We start from the raw sequence: 18,717 nt of genomic DNA, 5'->3' as shown, positions 1-18,717 counted from the left end.
CCAGCGCAGACCCGCGCGAGCGATGCGCGGTCGGGCTCAGCGCGCCCGGCCGAGCTCCTCGGGGGTGTCGACGTCCTGCCCGGTCGCGAGATCCGCGCACGGCACGCCCTCGCAGCCCGCCCCGACGAGGTAGCGGCGTCCCCCTTCGTCGCCCGAGAGGCTCTCGACGAAGGGGGTGACGTGCACCCTCCCGAGGAGGACCGGGTGACCCGGCCGGCCGTCGTAGGTGGCCCGTCGGAGCGCGTCGTCGTGGGGGCCCTCGCCGACGACACGGGTGACGACGTCGGGTGTCACGTCGGGCAGGTCGACGAGGGTGATGAGCACGGCGTCCGGGTCGAGCCCATCGGCGGCGCCCAGGCCGGAGCGCAGCGAGGCCGCCATCCCGGTGCCGTGGTCGGTCACCTCGACGACGGTGGTCCCGGGCTCGACCAGCGTCTGCGCCTGGGCGCGTGCCTCGTCGGCACCGGCGCCGAGGGCGACGACGACCTGGGCGCACCCGCCCGCTCGCACGGTGCGCACGGCCCGGTCGAGCAGCAGCTCGCCGGACGGCGTGCGGGCGAGCGCCTTCGGCCCGCCCATGCGCCGACCCGAGCCGGCGGCGAGGACGAGCCCGACGACGCCGGCCCTGGCCGCGCCGTCCGTCACAGGAAGTGGTCCGGCGTGAGCGGCAGCTCGCGGACCCGCACCCCCGTCGCCGCGTAGGCCGCGTTGACGATCGCAGGGGCCACTCCCGTGATGCCGATCTCGCCGATGCCGCGCGAGCCCATCGGGTTCATCACGTCGTCGCGGCCTTGCAGCCAGTGCGCCTCGACGTCGAGGACGTCGGCGTGCGCAGGCACGTGATAGCTCGCGAGGTCCTGGGTGACGACGTGCCCGAAGCGGGGGTCGCGCGCCGACTCCTCGTGCAGCGCCGCGCCGAGCCCCATGACCATCCCGCCGACGAGCTGGGAGCGGGCACCGCGCGGGTTGAGCACGCGGCCGGCGGAGTAGACCCCGAGCAGCCGACGGGCACGCACCTCGCCGGTCCACCGGTGCACCCCGACCTCGGCGAAGACCGCACCGTACGACTGGGTGACGTACCCCTCCTCGCCCGGGTCGTCCGGGGCGGGCGTCGTCACCGACGACCCGGCGGCCGGGTCGGTGCCGAACTTGTCGTGCAGCGCACGGGCAGCACCCGTGATCGCCGTGCCCCACGACGAGGTGCCCGCCGACCCACCGGCGACCGAGGCCGGCGGCAGCGAGCTGTCACCGATGCGCATCTCGACCTGGTCGCGCGACACCCCGAGGGCGTCGGCCGCCACGAGCCGCAGGACGGTCCACGCGCCCGTCCCGATGTCGGTGGCGGCGATGGAGACCTCGTAGCGCCCGTCGTCGAGGACGGTGACGCAGGCCTGGTTGCCGGGCATGGACTCACCCGGGTAGGTCGCGGTCGCGACGCCGCTGCCGAGCAGCCAGTTGTCCTCGACCCGCGAGCGCGGCTCCTGCGGACCGGTCCACCCGAAGAGCTCGGCCCCACGGTCGAAGCACTCGAGCAGGCGCCGCTCGCTGAAGGGGTCGCCCGAGTCCGGGTCGACGCCCGTGTCGTTGTGACGGCGCAGCTCGACGGGGTCGACACCGAGGTCGACGGCCAGCTCGTCCATCGCGACCTCGTGGGCGAAGACCCCCGGGAAGACGCCCGGCGCCCGCATCCACGACGGGATCGCGACGTCGAGGTCCTGGAGCCGGTGGCTCGTGCGCCGGTTGGGCGCCGCGTACAACGAGCGCGTCGAGACCGAGGTCTGCTCCGCGTACTCCTTCACCCGGCTCGACGGGGTGAAGGAGGCGTGCTCGATCCCCGTGAGGGTGCCGTCGGCCTGGGCGGCGAGGCGCATCTGCGAGGCGGTGATCGAGCGGTACCCGGTGAGCGCGAACATCTGCTGACGGGTGACGGCCAGCCGCACCGGCCGACCGGGCACGGTGCGCGCCGCCATGGCGGCCGCGAGGTCCGGCGGGTGGGGCAGCCCCTTGCTGCCGAAGCCGCCGCCGACGTGCGGCGCCCGCACGCGCACCTGCTCGGGCTCGAGCCCGAGGAGGGGGGCGAGGGTCGTGACGACACCCGGTGCCGACTGGGTCGAGACGGTCATCTCGAGGACGGGGCCGTCGCCCCCTTCGCGCCACGTGGCCGTCGCCGCGTGCGGCTCCATCGGGTTGTTGTGCTCCAGCGGGGTGACGTAGGTCTGCTGGACCGTCGTCGCGGCTTGCGCGACGGCCGCGTCGACGTCACCGGTCTCGGAGTCGGTGGGGAAGCCGGCGTTGACCTCGTCCGGCTTGCGCCGGGCCCGCCCGATCTCGAAGCGGGTCGCCGCCTCGCGCTGCACCCCGTCGACGCGCACGAGGTGCGCCCCGTGCCGGGCCGCGGCGAGGGACTCGCCGAGCACGATGGCGACGACCTGGCCGTGGTAGTCGACCCGCCCGGACTGGAGCAGGTCCATCTCGAGGTCGTCGACGCCCTCGAGCCGGGGGGCGTTGGTGTGGTCGACGACCGAGTGCACGCCGGGCGCGGCGAGCGCCTCGGAGGCGTCGACGGTCACCGACCCCAGGGCGAAGGGGGCCCCGACGAGCACCGCGTAGAGGGGGTCCTCGACCGGGTGCTCGACGGCGTAGGGCGCGGTGCCGGTGACCTTGAGACGGGCGTCGTCGCGGGCGACGTCGCTGCCCATCTCCGAGGGCGTGAGCGGGGCGAGGCGCTCGCCGGAGTCGTCGGTGCTCATGCTGCGGCTCCTGCCGGACGGGTCGCGAGCTGCTCGATCGCGTGGGCGGTGGTGCGGGCGAGGAGGGGGACCTTGAAGGCGTTGCCCGGCCAGGTGCGGGCCTGGCCCAGCTCCTCCTCGCACGCGGCGAGGACGGCGTCCGTGTCGACGGGCCCGCCGACGAGAGCGGTCTCGACCCCGGTCGGGCGCCACGGCGCATGGGCGACGCCGCCCCACGCGAGACGCAGGTGCGAGATCGTCTCGCCGTCCGTGACGAGCTCGGCCGCGACGGACACGAGCGCGAAGGCGTAGGAGGCCCGGTCGCGGACCTTGACGTACGTCGCCACGGCGCCGGGCGTCGGGGGTGCGAGCTCGACGGCGGTGATGAGGTCGCCGTGCTCGAGCGTCGTGTCGAGATCGGGCCGGTCGCCGGGCAGCCGGTGCAGCTCGCCGATCGGGACGCGGCGCTCGCCGCCCGTGCCGCGCACGACGACGACGGCGTCGAGCGCGCGCAGCGCGACCGCGAGGTCGCCGGGGTGCACCGCGACGCAGTGCTCGCTCGTGCCGAGGACGGCGTTCTCCCTCGTGCGCGCCTCGTCGTGGTCGGCCGAGCACCCGGTGCCCGGCTCGCGCTTGTTGCACGGCGTCGTGAGATCCTGGAAGTACACGCACCGCGTGCGCTGGAGCAGGTTGCCGCCGGTGCTCGCCTGGTGACGCAGCTGGCCCGAGGCGCCGGCGAGCAGGGCCCGCGCGACGAGGGGGTGGTCGCGGCGGATCGCGGGGTGGGCGGCGAGGTCGCTGTTGCGCACGTTGGTGCCGATGCGCAGACCGCCGTCCTGCGTCGGCGTGATCTCGTCGAGCCCGAGGTGCCCGACGTCGACGAGACGCGACGGCGTGCGGATCCCGAGCTTGAGGTGGTCGAGCAGGTTGCTGCCGCCGTCGACGTACGCGACGTCGGGGTCGCCGCCGTGGCGTGCGACGGCGTCGGCCGGGTCGGTGGCCCGCTCGTAGGCGAAGGGGTTCATCGCGCGCCCCCGTCGCCCGTGCCGGAGACGATCTCGGCCTCGGCCACCCGGTCCGGCGGCGGGTCACCCGCGGCCTGGCAGATCGCGTCGACGATGTTCGGGTAGGCCCCGCAGCGGCACAGGTTGCCGCTCATCCGCTCGCGGATCTCGTCTCGCGTCAGCTGCGCACCGCCGTCGAGGCCCTCCTCGAGGTCGTCGGTGACGTGGCTGGCATGGCCCTGCGCGATCTCGTCGAGCACCCCGACGGCGCTGCAGACCTGACCGGGCGTGCAGTAGCCGCACTGCAGGGCGTCGCGGTCGACGAAGGCCTGCTGCACCGGGTGCAGCTCGGCGTCGTCGAGCGCGGTGAGCGAGGGGTCGCCGTGCGCCGTCGCGTCGACGCCCGCGAGCCCGGCGGCGGTCGTGATCTCGGCGCCGTCCTGCTGCACGGCGAGGGTGAGGCAGGTGAGGTGCCGGCGGCCGTCGAGGAGCACCGTGCACGAGCCGCACTGTCCGTGGTCGCAGCCCTTCTTCGCGCTCGCCACCCCGAGCCGCTCTCGCAGGGTGTCGAGCAGCGTCGTGCGCGGCTCGACCTCGATCTGGTGGCTGCGGCCGTCGACCGTCAGGCTCACGGTCGTGGTGCTCCGATCCGTCACGGGGCGTCCTCTCCTGGTGGGGTCCGGCACGCCGCGGACGCGGCCGTCCCACCATGCCACCGGCATCGGGCCAGGTGGGCGGCCCGCCGCCCCCCTGTCTGGCTGCCGAGGTCGCTCCCCCTTCGACACACCCGAAGGGGGCCCCCGCCGCCCGCGACGGTGCGAGCGCCGTGTGCGAGAGTGACGTGGAGCACCAGCACCGACGCCCGACGGAGGCTCCCATGGCCATCACCCCGCTCGACTGGCCGGTCGTACGACAGCTACGGACCGGCGACTACCTGGGCCGAGGGAAGTCGGTGCAGAGCAAGCGCACCCGGGAGATCGAGCCGCGCACCTCGACGGCCGACCGCGTCGTGCAGAGCGTGTGCCCCTACTGCGCCGTCGGCTGCGGTCAGCGCGTCTTCGTCAAGGACGAGAAGGTCGTCCAGATCGAGGGCGACAAGGACTCGCCGATCAGCCGTGGTCGGCTGTGCCCGAAGGGGGCGGCGAGCGAGCAGCTCGTCAACTCGCCCTCACGGCAGAAGCAGGTGCTCTACCGCGCGCCGGGCGCGAGCGACTGGCGCCCGATCGACCGCGACGAGGCCATCGACATGGTCGCCGACCGCTTCATGGCCTCGCGGGCCGCGGGCTGGCAGGAGCACGACGAGCAGGGCCGGCGGCTGCGCCGCACGATGGGCGTCGCGGCGCTGGGAGGAGCGACCCTCGACAACGAGGAGAACTACCTCATCAAGAAGCTCTTCACGGCCGCTGGAGCGATCCAGATCGAGAACCAGGCGCGTGTTTGACACAGCTCCACGGTTCCCAGTCTGGGATCCTCCTTCGGTCGCGGTGGCGCCACGCAGTACCTGCAGGACATGGCCAACGCCGACTGCATCATCATCCAGGGCTCGAACATGGCCGAGTGCCACCCGGTGGGCTTCCAGTGGGTCTCCGAGGCCAAGGCCCGCGGTGCGCGTGTCATCCACGTCGACCCGCGCTTCACCCGCACCTCGGCGATCGCGGACACGCACGTCCCGATCCGTGCGGGCAGCGACGTCGTGCTGCTCGGCGCGCTCATCAACCACGTCCTGAGCAAGGACCTCTACTTCCGTGACTACGTCGTGGCGTACACCAACGCCGCGACGCTCGTGAGCGACGACTTCCGCGACACCGAGGACCTCGACGGCGTCTTCTCCGGGTACGACCCGAAGACCGGCCACTACGACATGTCGACGTGGGCCTACGCCGAGCGCGAGGACCCCGCCGAGGGCGAGAGCGCCGACGGCGAGGTCGAGGGCCCCGACGGCACGAGCGAGCACGGGTCGAGCAAGTCGGCCCGCGCCGCGGGCGACGAGACCGGTGGTCACGGCGCCCCGCTCGAGCACGCGAAGGTCGAGCGCGACGAGACCCTGCAGCACCCCCGCTCGGTCTTCCAGGTGCTCAAGCGGCACTACCAGCGCTACACGCCCGAGATGGTCCAGGAGGTGTGCGGCATCCGCCCGGAGCAGTTCCATGAGATCGCCGACGCGATCGTGGACAACTCCGGGCGCGAGCGCACGACGTGCTTCGCGTACGCGGTGGGCTGGACCCAGCACTCGCTCGGCGCGCAGTTCATCCGCACCGCCGCGATCCTCCAGCTGCTCATGGGCAACGTCGGCCGCCCCGGCGGCGGCATCATGGCGCTGCGCGGTCACGCGAGCATCCAGGGCAGCACCGACATCCCGACGCTCTTCAACCTCCTGCCGGGATACCTGCCGATGCCGGCGGCCGGCCAGCACGACAGCTACGAGGAGTACCTGTCCTCGATCGCGTCACCGCTGCAGAAGGGCTTCTGGACCAACGCCGACGCCTACACCGCGAGCCTGCTCAAGTCGTGGTGGGGCGACGCCGCCACCCCGGAGAACGACTTCGCCTTCGACTACCTGCCGAAGATCAACGGTCCTCACGGCACGTACCAGACGGCGATGGACATGCTCGAGGACAAGGTCGAGGGCTACTTCCTCCTCGGCCAGAACCCCGCGGTCGGGTCCGCCCACGGCCGGATGCAGCGCCTGGCGATGTCGCACCTGAAGTGGCTCGTCGTGCGCGACCTGCAGATGATCGAGTCGGCGACCTTCTGGAAGGACGCGCCGGAGATCGCGACCGGTGAGCTGCGCACCGAGGACATCGACACCGAGGTCTTCTTCTTCCCCGCGGCCACGCACGTCGAGAAGGCCGGCACCTTCACCCAGACCCAGCGCCTGCTCCAGTGGCGTCACCGCGCGGTCATGCCGCCGGGCGACTGCCAGAGCGAGCTCGAGTTCTTCTACGAGCTCGGGGTGCGCATCCGCGAGCGCCTCGCCGGGTCCACCGACGAGCGCGACCGCCCGCTGCTCGACCTCACCTGGGACTACCCGAAGGACGAGGAGGGTGAGATCGACGGCGAGGCCGTGCTGCGCGAGATCAACGGCATGCACCTCACCGGCGACAAGGCGGGCCAGCCGCTGTCGACCTTCAACGAGATGAAGGCCGACGGCTCGACCTCCGGCGGGTGCTGGATCTACTCCGGCGTCTACGCCGGCGGCGTCAACCACTCCGCGGACCGCGTGCCGGGCCAGGAGCAGGACGAGGTCGCCAAGGACTGGGGCTGGGCCTGGCCGATGAACCGGCGCATCCTCTACAACCGCGCCTCTGCCGACCCCGAGGGTCGTCCGTGGAGCGAGCGCAAGAAGTACATCTGGTGGGACGCGGAGCAGGGCAGATGGGTCGGCAAGGACGTCCCGGACTTCCCCGTCGACCGCGACCCGTCCTTCCGGCCCGACCCCGGCGTCGGTGGTCCCGCGGCGATCGCCGGCGACGACCCCTTCATCATGCAGGCGGACGGCAAGGGCTGGCTCTACGCGCCGAAGGGGATGGTCGACGGCCCGCTCCCCACGCACTACGAGGCGCAGGAGTCACCGGTCGTCAACCCGCTCTACCCCCAGCAGCGCAACCCCGGGCGGGTGCTCTTCCCGCGCAAGGACAACCTGTGGGCGCCCTCGGGCGACGAGCCGGGCAGCGGGGTCTACCCCTTCGTCTTCACGACCTACCGGCTCACCGAGCACCACACGGCCGGCGGCATGAGCCGGTGGCTGCCCTACCTCTCCGAGCTCCAGCCGGAGATGTTCTGCGAGGTCAGCCCCGCGCTGGCGCAGGAGCGGGGCCTGACCAACGGCGACTGGGCGACGATCGTCTCCGCGCGCTCGGCCATCGAGGCCCGGGTGCTCGTCACCGACCGCATGCGACCGCTGCTCGCCGGCGGGCGCACCGTGCACCAGATCGGCCTGCCCTATCACTGGGGCGTCGGCCGTGACGCCGTCGTCGAGGGCGACGCCGCCAACGACCTGCTCGGCCTGGCCCTGGACCCCAACGTCCAGATCCAGGAGAGCAAGGTCGGCTCGTGCGACATCCGTCCCGGTCGCCGCCCCCAGGGCGACGACCTGCTGCGGCTCGTCGCGGAGTACCAGTCGCTCGCCGGCGCCACGACCGAGACCGGCAACGCCCGGGTCGCCGAGGACGTCGTCGAGATCATCGAGCAGGAGGACACGTGACCTGGTTGACCGAGCAGCTCTCCGGTGCCACCGACGTCGCGCAGGACGCCGGCTGGGTGGACCCGCCGTCTCGCAAGGGCTTCTTCACCGACACCTCGATCTGCATCGGCTGCAAGGCCTGCGAGGTGGCCTGCAAGGAGTGGAACGCCGTGCCCATGGACGGGCTCGGCCTCAGCGGCAACTCCTACGACAACACCGGTGACCTCGGTGCGAGCACGTGGCGCCACGTCGCCTTCGTCGAGCAGGGCCAGGAGCGCATCGAGGCGGCGCGCGCCTCCGGCAAGGCGCTCGTCGACCTCGGCATGCCGAGCATCGGGGCCCCGGCCCCGCAGCCGGCCCGCGGCGGCACCCCCGCCGGGTACGGCAGCCTCCCCGCGCCCGTCGAGGACCACGGCCCGGCGCTGTCGGACATGCTCGCCGCGAAGGGGGCGCAGGAGGGCATCACCCCGTCGACGAACGGCGGGTCCCCCTTCGGCACCACCGTCGACGGCCAGCCGAAGGTCGGCCCGCTGCCGGAGTTCCGCTGGCTCATGGCCTCCGACGTGTGCAAGCACTGCACGCACGCCGGCTGCCTCGACGTCTGCCCGACCGGAGCGCTCTTCCGCACCGAGTTCGGCACCGTCGTCGTCCAGCCCGACGTGTGCAACGGCTGCGGCTACTGCGTCGGCGGCTGCCCCTTCGGGGTCATCGGGCGCCGTGACGAGAGCGGTGTCGAGGACTCCCGCGGCAGCGGCGCTCACGACCACGTGCCCAACATCGGCGTGGCCCAGAAGTGCACGCTCTGCTACGACCGTCTCGGCCACGACCAGACGCCGGCGTGCGCGCAGACCTGCCCGACGACCTCGATCAAGTTCGGCGACCACGACGACATGGTGGCCTCGGCCCAGGAGCGCGTCACCCAGCTGCACTCCCAGGGCTTCACCGAGGCCCGGCTCTACGGCGCCAACGACCAGGACGGCGTCGGCGGGACCGGCTCGGTCTTCCTGCTCCTCGACGAGCCCGAGGTCTACGGCCTGCCGCCGGACCCGGTCGTGCCGACCGCGCACCTGCCCGAGATGTTCCGCAAGGCCGGTCTGGCCGCGCTGGGGCTCCTGGGCGCCGCGGCCGTGTCCTTCGTCGGGGCGCGCCGATGAGCACGAGCGCCTTCGACAGCTACCGCCCGCCGGAGACCCAGGGCCGGCGCGAGCGCCGCCGGGCCGGTGAGCACCGCGACCCGCGCGGCCTCGCGGCCCGTGGCAGCGACTGGCTCTCCGGGCGGCAGCGCGGACGCGGCGAGCAGGCCGTCGTGCCCGACGCGGAGTTCCGCAGCTACTACGGCCAGCCGGTCATCAAGCCGGTGCCGTGGAAGCACGAGATCCCCGCCTACCTCTTCACCGGTGGCGTCGCCGCCGGCTCGGGCATGATCGGCGCCGCGGCCCACGCCGTCGGGCTGGAGGCGCTGCGCCGCAACGCGCGGCTCACCTCTATGACGGCCGTCGCCGTGAGCGGCGGGCTGCTCGTCTCCGACCTCGGCCGGCCCGAGCGCTTCATCAACATGCTGCGCACGGTCAAGCTCACCTCGCCGATGTCGGTCGGCACGTGGATCTTCTCGGCCTTCTCCGCCTTCGGGGCGCTGAGCACCGCGGCCGAGGTCGACCGGATGCTCGGCGGGCGCAGCGGCGGTCGCGGCCTGCCCGTCCTCGGCGGCGTCGTGCGTCCGCTCGAGACGATCGGCTCGCTCGGCAGCTTCGCCTTCGGCCCGCCGCTCGCGGCGTACACCGCCGTCCTGCTCTCCGACACCGCCACGCCCGTGTGGCTCGAGTCGCGGCGCACCCTCCCCTTCGTCTTCGTCTCCTCTGCGGCCATGGCCTCCTCCGGCCTGCAGCTCGTCCTCACCCCGGTCTCCCAGACCCGGCCGGTCCAGCGCCTCGCGGTGCTCGGCGCGGTCGGCGACCTCGTCGCCACCGAGGCCGTCGAGCGTCGGCTGCGCGAGCTCGACATCGACGACACGATCCACCACGGCCGACCGGGCGCGATGATGCGCGCGGCGAAGGTCCTCACGATCGCCGGCGGCGTCGGCTCGCTGCTCGCCCGCCGCTCGCGCACCGTCGCGGTCGCGAGCGGGCTGGCCCTGGCCACCGCCTCCGCGCTCACCCGCTTCGCCGTCGTCGAGGCCGGGATCGAGTCGGCGAAGGACCCCCGCCACACGGTCGCCACGCAGAAGGCCCGCCTCGAGGAGCGTCGCGCCCGCGGCGTCGTCCACGACAGCATCACCACGGCGCGCTGAGCGCGCCACCGCCACCTGAGAAGGAGTCGTCATGAGCACCCCTGCCACCACGCCACGCTCGACCACCACGAGCGCAGGGGGCAACCGCTGGCTCATCCTCGTCGGAGGCGTCCTCGTCCAGCTCGCCATCGGCGCCGTCTACGCGTGGAGCACCTTCGCCAAGGCGCTCCAGGCGGACAGCTCGGCCTTCGACATCTCCAAGGTGCAGGCCGCGATCCCCTTCGAGGTCGCGATCGGCATGATCTTCGTCGGGACCTTCCTCGGCGGGCGGATCCAGGACAAGCGGGGCCCGCGCACCGTGGCCCTCGTCGGCGTCGCGATCTACTCGGTCGGCATCATGCTCGCCAGCCTCGCGCGGGACGGCAGCGACCTGTGGCTGCTCGTGCTCGGCTACGGCGTGCTCGGCGGCTTCGGTCTCGGCCTGGCCTACATCGTCCCGATCGCCATGCTGCAGAAGTGGTTCCCGGACAAGACGGGCCTCATCACCGGCATCGCTGTCGGCGGCTTCGGCTTCGGTGCGGTCATCACCAGCCCCCTCGCCCAGCGGATGATCGCCGGCAGCGAGGACTACCAGCGCTACCCGACGAAGGTCTTCCTCTGGCTCGGTCTGGCCTACCTCGTCGCGGGTGTCATCGGCGCCTCCGTCTTCCGCAACCCGCCGGAGGGCTACACCGTCGCCGGGGCGACGCAGAGCACCGCGGCGAAGGGGGACACCACCGCCCCCGCGGCGCGCGACTTCACGCAGGCCGAGGCGCTGTCGACCCCGCAGTGGTACCTCCTCACCCTCATCCTCACGATCTCGGTCACCGCGGGCATCTCGCTCATCTCGATCGCCGCGGGCACGGCGACCGATGTGGCCGGCTTCAGCGCCGGTGCCGCCGCGACGCTCGTCGGCGTCATGGGGCTCTTCAACGGCGTCGGGCGCATCGCCTGGGCCGCCGTGTCGGACAAGATCGGCAAGATGACGGCCTTCGTCGGCATCCTCGCGATCCAGGGCCTGGCCCTCATCGCGATCCCGCACGCCGGCAACGTCGTGCTCTTCTACGTCCTCGCCGCGCTCATCTACCTCTGCTACGGCGGCGCCTTCGGGACGATGCCGTCGACCGCCGGCAGCTTCTTCGGCGTAAAGAACGCCGGCGGGATCTACGGCCTCATGCTCATCGGCTGGTCCATCGGCGGCGTCGTCGGCCCGCTGCTCATCTCCGCGCTCGTCGGCGAGGACAAGGCGTACACCGTCGGTTACACGGTCGTCGGCATCATCGCCCTCGTCGGTGCCGCCATCCCCCTCATCACGAAGAAGCCCGCCGGCCGCACCGCCGAGGCCTGACCACCCCGGGGGCTTCCCCCTTCGCTCCACCGAGCACGAATCGCCGCTACGCCCCCCGCGTAGCGGCGATTCGCGCTCATTGGGGATGGGGCGGGGCTGGTCACGTGGCGAAGGGAGCATGGTGGTCGAGGTGCGAAGGCCCCCGACTCCTCGCTGGTCGAGGTGCGAAGGCCCCCCCGGGCCTGAGCCTCGAGACCACCGCCTCCCCCTTCGCCCGGGTGCCCCGTAGGGTGCCAGACGTGACTTCGACGCTGGCCCGCACCGCCTACGAGACGCTCGAGCCGTACCACGTCCTGGCGTACTTCAACCCGCACCTCAAGACGGAGTCGGTGCCGCTGCGGCTGTCGCGGGCCGGCATGTACGTCGGGGGGCGGGCGGCGCCGCTGGGCCGGACCTCGGCGGCGACGGTCGCGGCGACCTTCTACAACTTCAACCCCGCGCTCATCACCTTCGGCTGGTCGGAGGCGCTGTCGACCGGTCTCGACGAGACCGACGCCGGACGGACCCGCGCGGTCGACGCCTCGCTGCGCGACGCCCTCGGCGAGCGCGTGTCCGACCCCGAGATCGCCTCCGTCGTCGGCGCGCTGCGGGCGGGCGTCGTCGACGCGCGCTTCGAGGGCCGGCCCCTCGCCGCCGCGTGGGCCGCCCACCCGTGGCCGGACGAGCCGCACCTGCAGCTCTGGCATGCGATCACCGTCGTGCGGGAGCACCGGGGCGACGGGCACGTCGCGGCCCTCGTCCTCGCCGATCTCTCCCCCGTCGAGGCCCTCGTGCTGCACGAGGCGCCCCACCCCGACCCGGCGATCCGTCGGCGCACGCTCGGTCGCTCCCTGCTGCTGACGACGCGCGGCTGGGAGGACTCGGACTGGGAGAGCGCGTCGCAGTCGCTGCGCTCGCGCGGGCTGCTCGACGCGGACGGCGCGATGACCGCTGCCGGCGCCGAGCTCTACGACCGGGTCGAGCGCGAGACCGACGCCGCCGCCGCGGGCCTGTGGGCCGGGGTGCCGGAGGCCGAGGAGACGCTGCGGCGGGCTCGCCCCTTCGTCAAGGCCGTCATCGACGTCGGCTACCTCCCGGGCACCCGCCCCCGCTCCTGACCCCCCTCAGCAAGCTGCTGCATGCAGCAGCTCGTCGTCCCCAGCCGCACCTCGTGCTGCTGCTCGCGCGTCGAGGTGCTGCTGGGTCCCCCTTCGCCCCCCGCTGCCTACGAAACCCTGCTGGCTGGGTCTTGACGTACCAGGACCCTCTCGAGAGGGTCCTGACCCGTCGAAGGGCTGCTGGCAGAGTTTCGTAGCCCCAGCCGGCGAGCGCGAAGGGGTCAGCGCACCCGGAGGGTGATCCCCTCGCCGAGCGCGCCGCCGGCGACGGTTCGGCCGACGACGGGGGCGCCGGGGATCTCGCCGACGACGAGCAGGCCGCCGGAGGTCTGGGCGTCGGCGAGCATGACGAGCTCGTCCTCGCTCACCCCGTCGGCGCTGAGATGGGGGCGCACCCAGTCGAGGTTGCGCCGTGACCCGCCGGGGACGTGCCCGGCGGCGAGCGCCTCGCGCGCTCCGCTCACGTACGGCACCGCCGCCGCGTCGATCTCGGCCGCGACGCCGCTCGCGCGGCACAGCTTGTGGAGGTGCCCCAGCAGACCGAAGCCGGTGACGTCGGTCGCCGAGCGCACCCCCGCCGCGAGCGCCGCCTCGGACGCCTCGCGGTTGAGCGTCGTCATCACCTCGACCGCCTCGGCGCTCAGCTCGCCGGTCGCCTTGTGCCGGTTGTTGAGGATGCCCAGGCCGAGGGGCTTGGTGAGGCTGATCGGCAGACCGGGCTGCGCGGCGTCGTTGCGCAGCAGGCGGTCCGGGTCGGCGGTGCCGGTGACGGCCATGCCGTAGATCGGCTCGGGGTTGTCGATGCTGTGCCCGCCGATGACCGGGCAGCCGGCCTGGGTCGCGACGTCGAGACCACCGCGCAGCACCTCGGTCAGGAGGTCGGTCGGCAGGACGTCGCGCGGCCAGCCGACGAGGTTGATCGCCATGACGGGCGTGCCACCCATGGCGTAGACGTCGGAGAGCGCGTTCGCCGCGGCGATCCGGCCCCAGTCGTAGGCGTCGTCGACGACGGGGGTGAAGAAGTCGGCGGTGGAGATCGCGGCGAGACCGTCGGCGACCCGCACGGCGGCCGCGTCGTCGCCGTCGTCGAGACCGACGAGCACCTCGGCGGTCGAGGCGGTGCGCACCCCGCGCAGGCCGGCGACGACCTGCTCGAGCTCACCGGGCGGGATCTTGCACGCGCACCCTCCGCCGTGGGCGTACTGGGTCAGTCGCAGCTGCTCCGCCATGCCCTCACCCTAGGTCGGGCCCTCCGGCGAAGGGGGCGGCGGGCCCCCTTCGCCGGTGGTGGCTGGCGGAGGCGGACGGGAATCGAACCCGCCAGACCGAGATGCTCGGCCTCACCGGTGTTGAAGACCGGGGAGCCCACCAGGTGCCCAGACGCCTCCACTCCTCACGCTATCGCAGGGGAGTGCTGCCCTGGCCGCGCCCACCACGCCGCCACTAGCCTGCGCAGGGACGAGGGCAGGGAGGCCGGTCATGACGCTCACCGACGGGATGGACGTCGCCCGGGTGCGCCAGGTGGGGGCGCAGCTGAGGGCGACGGAGCAACGGCTCGACGAGGTGTGCCGCACCGGGCGGGCCGGGCTGGCCACGCTCGACGAGGCCTGGCAGGGACCGGATCTCGCGTCCTTCGGCGACCGGTGGTCGGCGGCCGAGCGGGTCGTCCACGCCGCCGCCGACCGGGTGCGGGCGTACGCGGACGAGCTCGAGCGCCAGGCCGACGCTCAGGACTCCGCCTCCGACTCCCCCGGTGGTCGCGGACCGGGCGGACCGGGCGGACCGGCCGGGCAGGGCGGCCGCGACGGGGGCGCCGGCGGGGCCGACGACGCAGGTGCCGGCGGCAGCACGAAGGAGAAGGACAACCCGAACTTCGACCCCGACGCCGAGGACGCCGTCGACACCGAGATCGAGGGGCCGCTCTTCCGCGACGGGGTCGCACCGACCGACGTCGAGCAGGGGAGCCTCAACGACTGCTGGTTCATCGCCTCGCTCCAGGCGGTCGCCGCGACCCACCCCGAGGTCCTCGAGCAGGGCGTCGTCGACAACGGCGACGGCACCTACGACGTCACCCTCTACGTCGACGGCGAGCCGGTCGTCTACCGCGTCGACGCGACGGTGCCCGCCGACGACGGCGACCCGGTCTTCGCCGACAACGCGAGCGCCTCGGAGCGCGAGCTGTGGCCGCTGCTCTACGAGAAGGCGATGGCCCAGCACATGGGCGGCGACTGGCGCGACCTCGACTACGACACCGCCGAGCGCGCCCTCGAGGCGATCACCGGCCAGGACGTCGACACCGAGAACACGAGCAGCGGGATCTTCGACTGGAACGCCCCGCCGGACTCCGACGAGATCCGCGAGGTGCTCGACACCGGCGGGCAGGTGGTCCTGTCCTCGCACGACGACGTCGGTGGCCGCCCGCTGTACGAGGACGACACGATCGCGACGAACCACCTCTACTGGGTGAGCGGCGTGACCGACAGCGGCGACCTCGAGCTCACCAACCCCTGGAGCCCCGGCGACGACCCGATCGTGCTCACCTACGAGGAGTTCCAGGACAACTTCGGCCACATCAGCACGAGCCGTCCATGAGGTGCGCGGCGATCGCGACCGGCCTCGCCCTCCTCGTCGGGGCGAGCGCCTGCGGCAGCGGGCCGGACCCCGCGTCCACCAGCACGAGCACCTCGACCCCCAGCGCACCGCAGGAGAGCCCCATGGCCGACGCCATCGTCCTCAAGCAGAACCTCCCGACGAAGGTCGACGGCACCCGCGTCGTCGCCTACAACGTCACCGACGACGGGGCCGGGCTGCAGACCCCCGACGGCCGGGTCTCGGTCGACCTCGACGGCACCGTCGAGCTCGACGGGCGCAGCTACACCGTCGTCGAGACCGTGCCGCACAGCGACGAGCGCGAGGGCACCAAGCCCAACGGCTGGGTCTCCCTCCAGCGGCGGTGAGCCACCCCGCCCGAAGGGGGAGGCCTCGGGCCGCGTCGTAGGGTCGAGACCATGACGCAGGACCCCCGGCGGCGCGTGCCGCGCACCGACGCCGTCCTCGCCGACCCACGGGTGGTCACCGCCCTGGGGACGCACTCCCGCGAGCGGGTCAAGGCCGCAGTCGTCGCCGCGCAGCAGCGCGCGCGCTCCGGCGAGATCGAGCCCGAGCGCGTCGTCGACGAGACGCTCGCCGGGCTGCCGAGCCGGGCGAGCAGCCTGACCCCCGTGCTCAACGCGACCGGCGTCGTCATCCACACCAACCTCGGCCGCGCGTCCCTCTCCCCCCGCGCGATCGAGGCCGTCGTCGACGCCGCCGGGTACGTCGACGTCGAGATGGACCTCGGGACCGGGCAGCGCTCGCGCCGCGGGGCCCAGGCCCTCGCCGCCCTGCGCTCGGCCGTGCCCGACGCCGGTGACGCGCTCGTCGTCAACAACGGCGCCGCCGCCCTCGTCCTCGCGACGACCGCGCTCGCCGCCGCCCGCGAGGTCGTCGTCAGCCGGGGCGAGATGGTCGAGATCGGCGACGGCTTCCGCCTGCCCGACCTCATCGCGAGCACCGGCGCCCGCCTGCGCGAGGTCGGCACGACGAACCGCACGCACCTGCGCGACTACGTCGACGCGATCGGTCCCGAGACCGGCTGCGTCCTCAAGGTGCACCCGAGCAACTTCCGCGTCGAGGGCTTCACCCGCTCGGTCGGCGTCGCCGAGCTCGCCGACCTCGGCGTGCCCGTCGTCGAGGACATCGGCTCCGGCCTGCTCGCCCCCGACGCGACCCTGCCGGACGAGCCGGACGCGACGACCTCCCTTCGCCGGGGGGCCCATCTCGTGACCGCGAGCGGGGACAAGCTCCTCGGCGGCCCGCAGGCCGGGCTCGTCCTCGGCCGCGCCGACCTCGTCGAGCGACTGCGTCGTCACCCGCTGGCCCGCGCGGTGCGGGTCGACAAGCTCACCCTCGCCGCGCTCGAGGCGACCCTCACCGGTCCGCCCACCCCGACCGCGCAGGCCCTGCACGCCAGCCCGGACGACCTGCGGGCGCGCACCGAGCGTCTCGCCGAGGCCCTCGGTCGGCAGGTCGTCCCGGTCGACGGGCGGGTCGGCGGTGGCGGCGCTCCCGGGGTGCCGCTCGACGGCCACGCCGTCGAGATCCCCGCGGACCTCGTGCCCGGGCTGCGCCGGCCGAGCGGCGACGTGCCCGCCGTCGTCGCCCGCGTCGACGGGGGCCGCGGCCTCGTCGACCTGCGCTGCATCCCGTCCGAGGCGGACGAGGACCTGCTGCGCGCGCTGCGTGAGGCGCTGGCCGGATGAGGCGCGTCCTCGCGACGGCCGGGCACGTCGACCACGGCAAGTCCACCCTCGTGCGCGCCCTCACCGGGCGTGACCCCGACCGGCTCGCCGAGGAGCGCGAGCGCGGTCTGACCATCGAGCTGGGCTTCGCCTGGACCCGCCTCGGCGACGACGTCGACCTCGCGATCGTCGACGTGCCGGGGCACCGACGCTTCATCGGCACGATGCTCACCGGGCTCGGGCCGGCCCCCGCGGTGCTCCTCGTCGTCGCCGCCGACCAGGGCTGGCAGGCGCAGACGAGCGAGCACGTCGGGGCGGTCGCCGCCCTCGGGATCCGCGACGTCCTGCTCGCGGTGACGCGCAGTGACCTCGCCGACCCCGAGCCGGTGCGCGCCGAGGCGCTCGCCCGCCTCGCCGAGCTGGGCTGGCCGGACGTGCCCACGGTCGTCGTGTCGGCGACGACGGGGCTGGGGGTCGAGGACCTGCGGGCCGCCCTGACGACCCTCGTCACGGCGCTCCCCGAGCCCGACCCCGCGGCGCCCGTGCGGCTGTGGGTCGACCGCTCCTTCACCATCGGCGGCGCCGGGACCGTCGTCACCGGAACCCTCGGGCACGGCACGCTCTCGGTCGGCGACCACCTCGAGGTGCACGATCCCGGCACGGGGCGTCATGCCGTCACCGTCCGCGGGCTGCACAGCGAGGACACCCGGCACGAGAGCCTCACCGGGATCACCCGGGCGGCGGTCAACCTGCGTCGGGTCGACGTCGACGCCGTGGGACGCGGGGCGGTCGTCGTCACGCCCGACACCTTCGTCCTCTCGCGCACCGTCGACGTGGCCGTCGAGTCCGCAGACCTGCCCGAGCAGCTCACGGTGCACGTCGGCACCGCCGACCACGAAGGGGTGGTGCGCCCCCTCGGCCCTGAGCACGCCCGCGTGCGCGTCGAGACCGCGCTCCCCTGGCGCGTGGGGGACCGCCTCGTCCTGCGCGACCCGGGCAGCCGCCGGACGTGGGGCGCGCAGGTGCGTGACGTCGACCCGCTCCCCCTGCGTCGCCGCGGCGCGGCCGTGGCCCGGGGCGAGGCGCTCTCGACCACGGACCCCCGCGCGCTGCGTCTCGCCGAGCGCCGCGTGCAGCGCGCCGACCACCTGGGTCGCCTCGGGCTGGGCACCGCCGGCGCCGACGAGGTCCACGTCGGCGGCCACGTCGTCGACCCGGCCGCCTGGGCCGGGTGGCGAGCCGAGGCACCCCGGCTCGTCGACGCGCTGCGCGACCGCGACCCGCTGAGCGCCGGCCTGCCGGTGGCCGAGCTCGCCCACCGACTGCGCCTGCCCGCCGACGCCGACACCCTCGTCGCCGCGGTCGCCGCGGCCGCCGGTCTGGAGGTCACGGAGGGCCGCGTCCACCGGGCGGGGCCCGCCGGGCTCGGCCCGGCCGAGGCGGGGGTCGCAGAGGTCGAGCGGAGGCTGAGGGAGTCCCCCTTCGCCGCCCCGGAGCGCGACGACCTCGCCGCGCTCGGGCTCGGCGCGCGCGAGCTGGCCGCCGCCGCGCGGCTCGGGCGGCTGCTCCGCCTGCCCGACGACGTCGTCCTCCTGCCCGACGGACCGGCCCGCGCGATGCGCGAGCTGGCCGGGCTGGGCGGTCCCTTCACCCTCAGCGAGGCCCGGCAGGCGCTCGGCACGACCCGTCGGGTCGCCGTGCCGCTGCTCGAGCACCTCGACGCGAAGGGGTGGACCCGCCGCCTCGACTCCCGCCTGCGCGAGGTCGCCCGCTAGCGACCGGCCCGGGATCTTTGCAGCCGCACGAGCTG

General features: G+C 73.9%; 14 protein-coding genes and 1 tRNA gene. 9 read left to right on the top strand and 6 right to left on the bottom strand.

Going from position 1 to position 18,717, the window contains the following annotated elements; genetic code table 11:
- Positions 1–36 precede the first annotated feature (36 nt).
- From ABIB53_RS11970 to ABIB53_RS11955, 4 genes are read right to left on the bottom strand one after another with little or no spacing between them, the layout of a single operon-like run.
- Positions 37–645, bottom strand: coding sequence for a nucleotidyltransferase family protein (locus tag ABIB53_RS11970; protein ID WP_354588325.1), 609 nt, complete (start codon positions 643–645; stop codon positions 37–39).
- A complete protein-coding gene (locus tag ABIB53_RS11965) occupies positions 642–2,750 on the bottom strand; it encodes a xanthine dehydrogenase family protein molybdopterin-binding subunit (RefSeq protein ID WP_354588324.1) in 2,109 nt (702 codons plus the stop codon). Before ABIB53_RS11965 ends, ABIB53_RS11970 begins: the two co-directional genes overlap by 4 nt.
- Positions 2,747–3,754 (bottom strand): FAD binding domain-containing protein, encoded by a 1,008-nt coding sequence (locus tag ABIB53_RS11960; protein WP_354588323.1) that lies wholly within the window; start codon positions 3,752–3,754, stop codon positions 2,747–2,749. Before ABIB53_RS11960 ends, ABIB53_RS11965 begins: the two co-directional genes overlap by 4 nt.
- Entirely contained in the window at positions 3,751–4,389 is a 639-nt protein-coding gene (locus ABIB53_RS11955) for a (2Fe-2S)-binding protein (RefSeq protein ID WP_354588322.1), read from the bottom strand. The genes ABIB53_RS11960 and ABIB53_RS11955 overlap by 4 nt, the downstream gene beginning before the upstream one ends.
- A 221-nt stretch (positions 4,390–4,610) precedes the next feature.
- On the opposite strand from ABIB53_RS11955, the gene fdh reads away from it, so the two are divergent.
- From fdh to ABIB53_RS11930, 5 genes are all read left to right on the top strand, one after another.
- Positions 4,611–7,937 (top strand): formate dehydrogenase, encoded by a 3,327-nt coding sequence (gene fdh / locus ABIB53_RS11950; RefSeq protein WP_354588321.1) that lies wholly within the window; start codon positions 4,611–4,613, stop codon positions 7,935–7,937.
- Positions 7,934–9,070 carry a 4Fe-4S dicluster domain-containing protein gene (locus tag ABIB53_RS11945; protein WP_205473708.1) on the top strand — a complete coding sequence of 379 codons (1,137 nt, stop codon included), beginning with the start codon at positions 7,934–7,936 and terminating at the stop codon, positions 9,068–9,070. Before fdh ends, ABIB53_RS11945 begins: the two co-directional genes overlap by 4 nt.
- Positions 9,067–10,203: an NrfD/PsrC family molybdoenzyme membrane anchor subunit gene (nrfD, locus tag ABIB53_RS11940; protein WP_354588320.1), complete on the top strand. Its 1,137-nt coding sequence runs from the start codon at positions 9,067–9,069 to the stop codon at positions 10,201–10,203. Before ABIB53_RS11945 ends, nrfD begins: the two co-directional genes overlap by 4 nt.
- Before the next feature lie 31 nt (positions 10,204–10,234).
- Positions 10,235–11,530 carry an L-lactate MFS transporter gene (locus tag ABIB53_RS11935; RefSeq protein WP_354588319.1) on the top strand — a complete coding sequence of 432 codons (1,296 nt, stop codon included), beginning with the start codon at positions 10,235–10,237 and terminating at the stop codon, positions 11,528–11,530.
- A gap of 239 nt (positions 11,531–11,769) precedes the next feature.
- Positions 11,770–12,627, top strand: coding sequence for an SCO6745 family protein (locus tag ABIB53_RS11930; RefSeq protein WP_354588318.1), 858 nt, complete (start codon positions 11,770–11,772; stop codon positions 12,625–12,627).
- A 221-nt stretch (positions 12,628–12,848) separates the two neighbouring features.
- Here the strand turns inward: ABIB53_RS11930 and selD are convergent, their stop codons facing one another.
- Positions 12,849–13,856: a selenide, water dikinase SelD gene (gene selD / locus ABIB53_RS11925; RefSeq protein WP_354588317.1), complete on the bottom strand. Its 1,008-nt coding sequence runs from the start codon at positions 13,854–13,856 to the stop codon at positions 12,849–12,851.
- Between the two features lie 63 nt (positions 13,857–13,919).
- Positions 13,920–14,015: transfer RNA gene (locus ABIB53_RS11920), tRNA-Sec, on the bottom strand.
- A gap of 91 nt (positions 14,016–14,106) precedes the next feature.
- Between ABIB53_RS11920 and ABIB53_RS11915 the strand changes: the two genes are divergently transcribed.
- The 4 genes from ABIB53_RS11915 to ABIB53_RS11900 are packed head-to-tail and all read left to right on the top strand — an operon-like array spanning position 14,107 to position 18,682.
- Positions 14,107–15,219: a C2 family cysteine protease gene (locus ABIB53_RS11915; RefSeq protein ID WP_354588316.1), complete on the top strand. Its 1,113-nt coding sequence runs from the start codon at positions 14,107–14,109 to the stop codon at positions 15,217–15,219.
- Positions 15,216–15,584, top strand: coding sequence for a hypothetical protein (locus ABIB53_RS11910; protein WP_354588315.1), 369 nt, complete (start codon positions 15,216–15,218; stop codon positions 15,582–15,584). Before ABIB53_RS11915 ends, ABIB53_RS11910 begins: the two co-directional genes overlap by 4 nt.
- Positions 15,585–15,635: 51 nt before the next feature.
- Positions 15,636–16,928 (top strand): L-seryl-tRNA(Sec) selenium transferase, encoded by a 1,293-nt coding sequence (gene selA, locus ABIB53_RS11905; protein ID WP_354588314.1) that lies wholly within the window; start codon positions 15,636–15,638, stop codon positions 16,926–16,928.
- Positions 16,925–18,682 (top strand): SelB domain-containing protein, encoded by a 1,758-nt coding sequence (locus tag ABIB53_RS11900; RefSeq protein ID WP_354588313.1) that lies wholly within the window; start codon positions 16,925–16,927, stop codon positions 18,680–18,682. Before selA ends, ABIB53_RS11900 begins: the two co-directional genes overlap by 4 nt.
- Positions 18,683–18,717 lie beyond the last annotated feature (35 nt).

Source organism: Janibacter sp. UYMM211, assembly GCF_040547045.1.
GTDB classification, from domain to species: Bacteria; Actinomycetota; Actinomycetes; order Actinomycetales; family Dermatophilaceae; genus Marihabitans; species Marihabitans melonis.
Note: the sequence above shows the minus strand (reverse complement) of the source record. Positions and strands in the feature narration are given on the sequence as shown.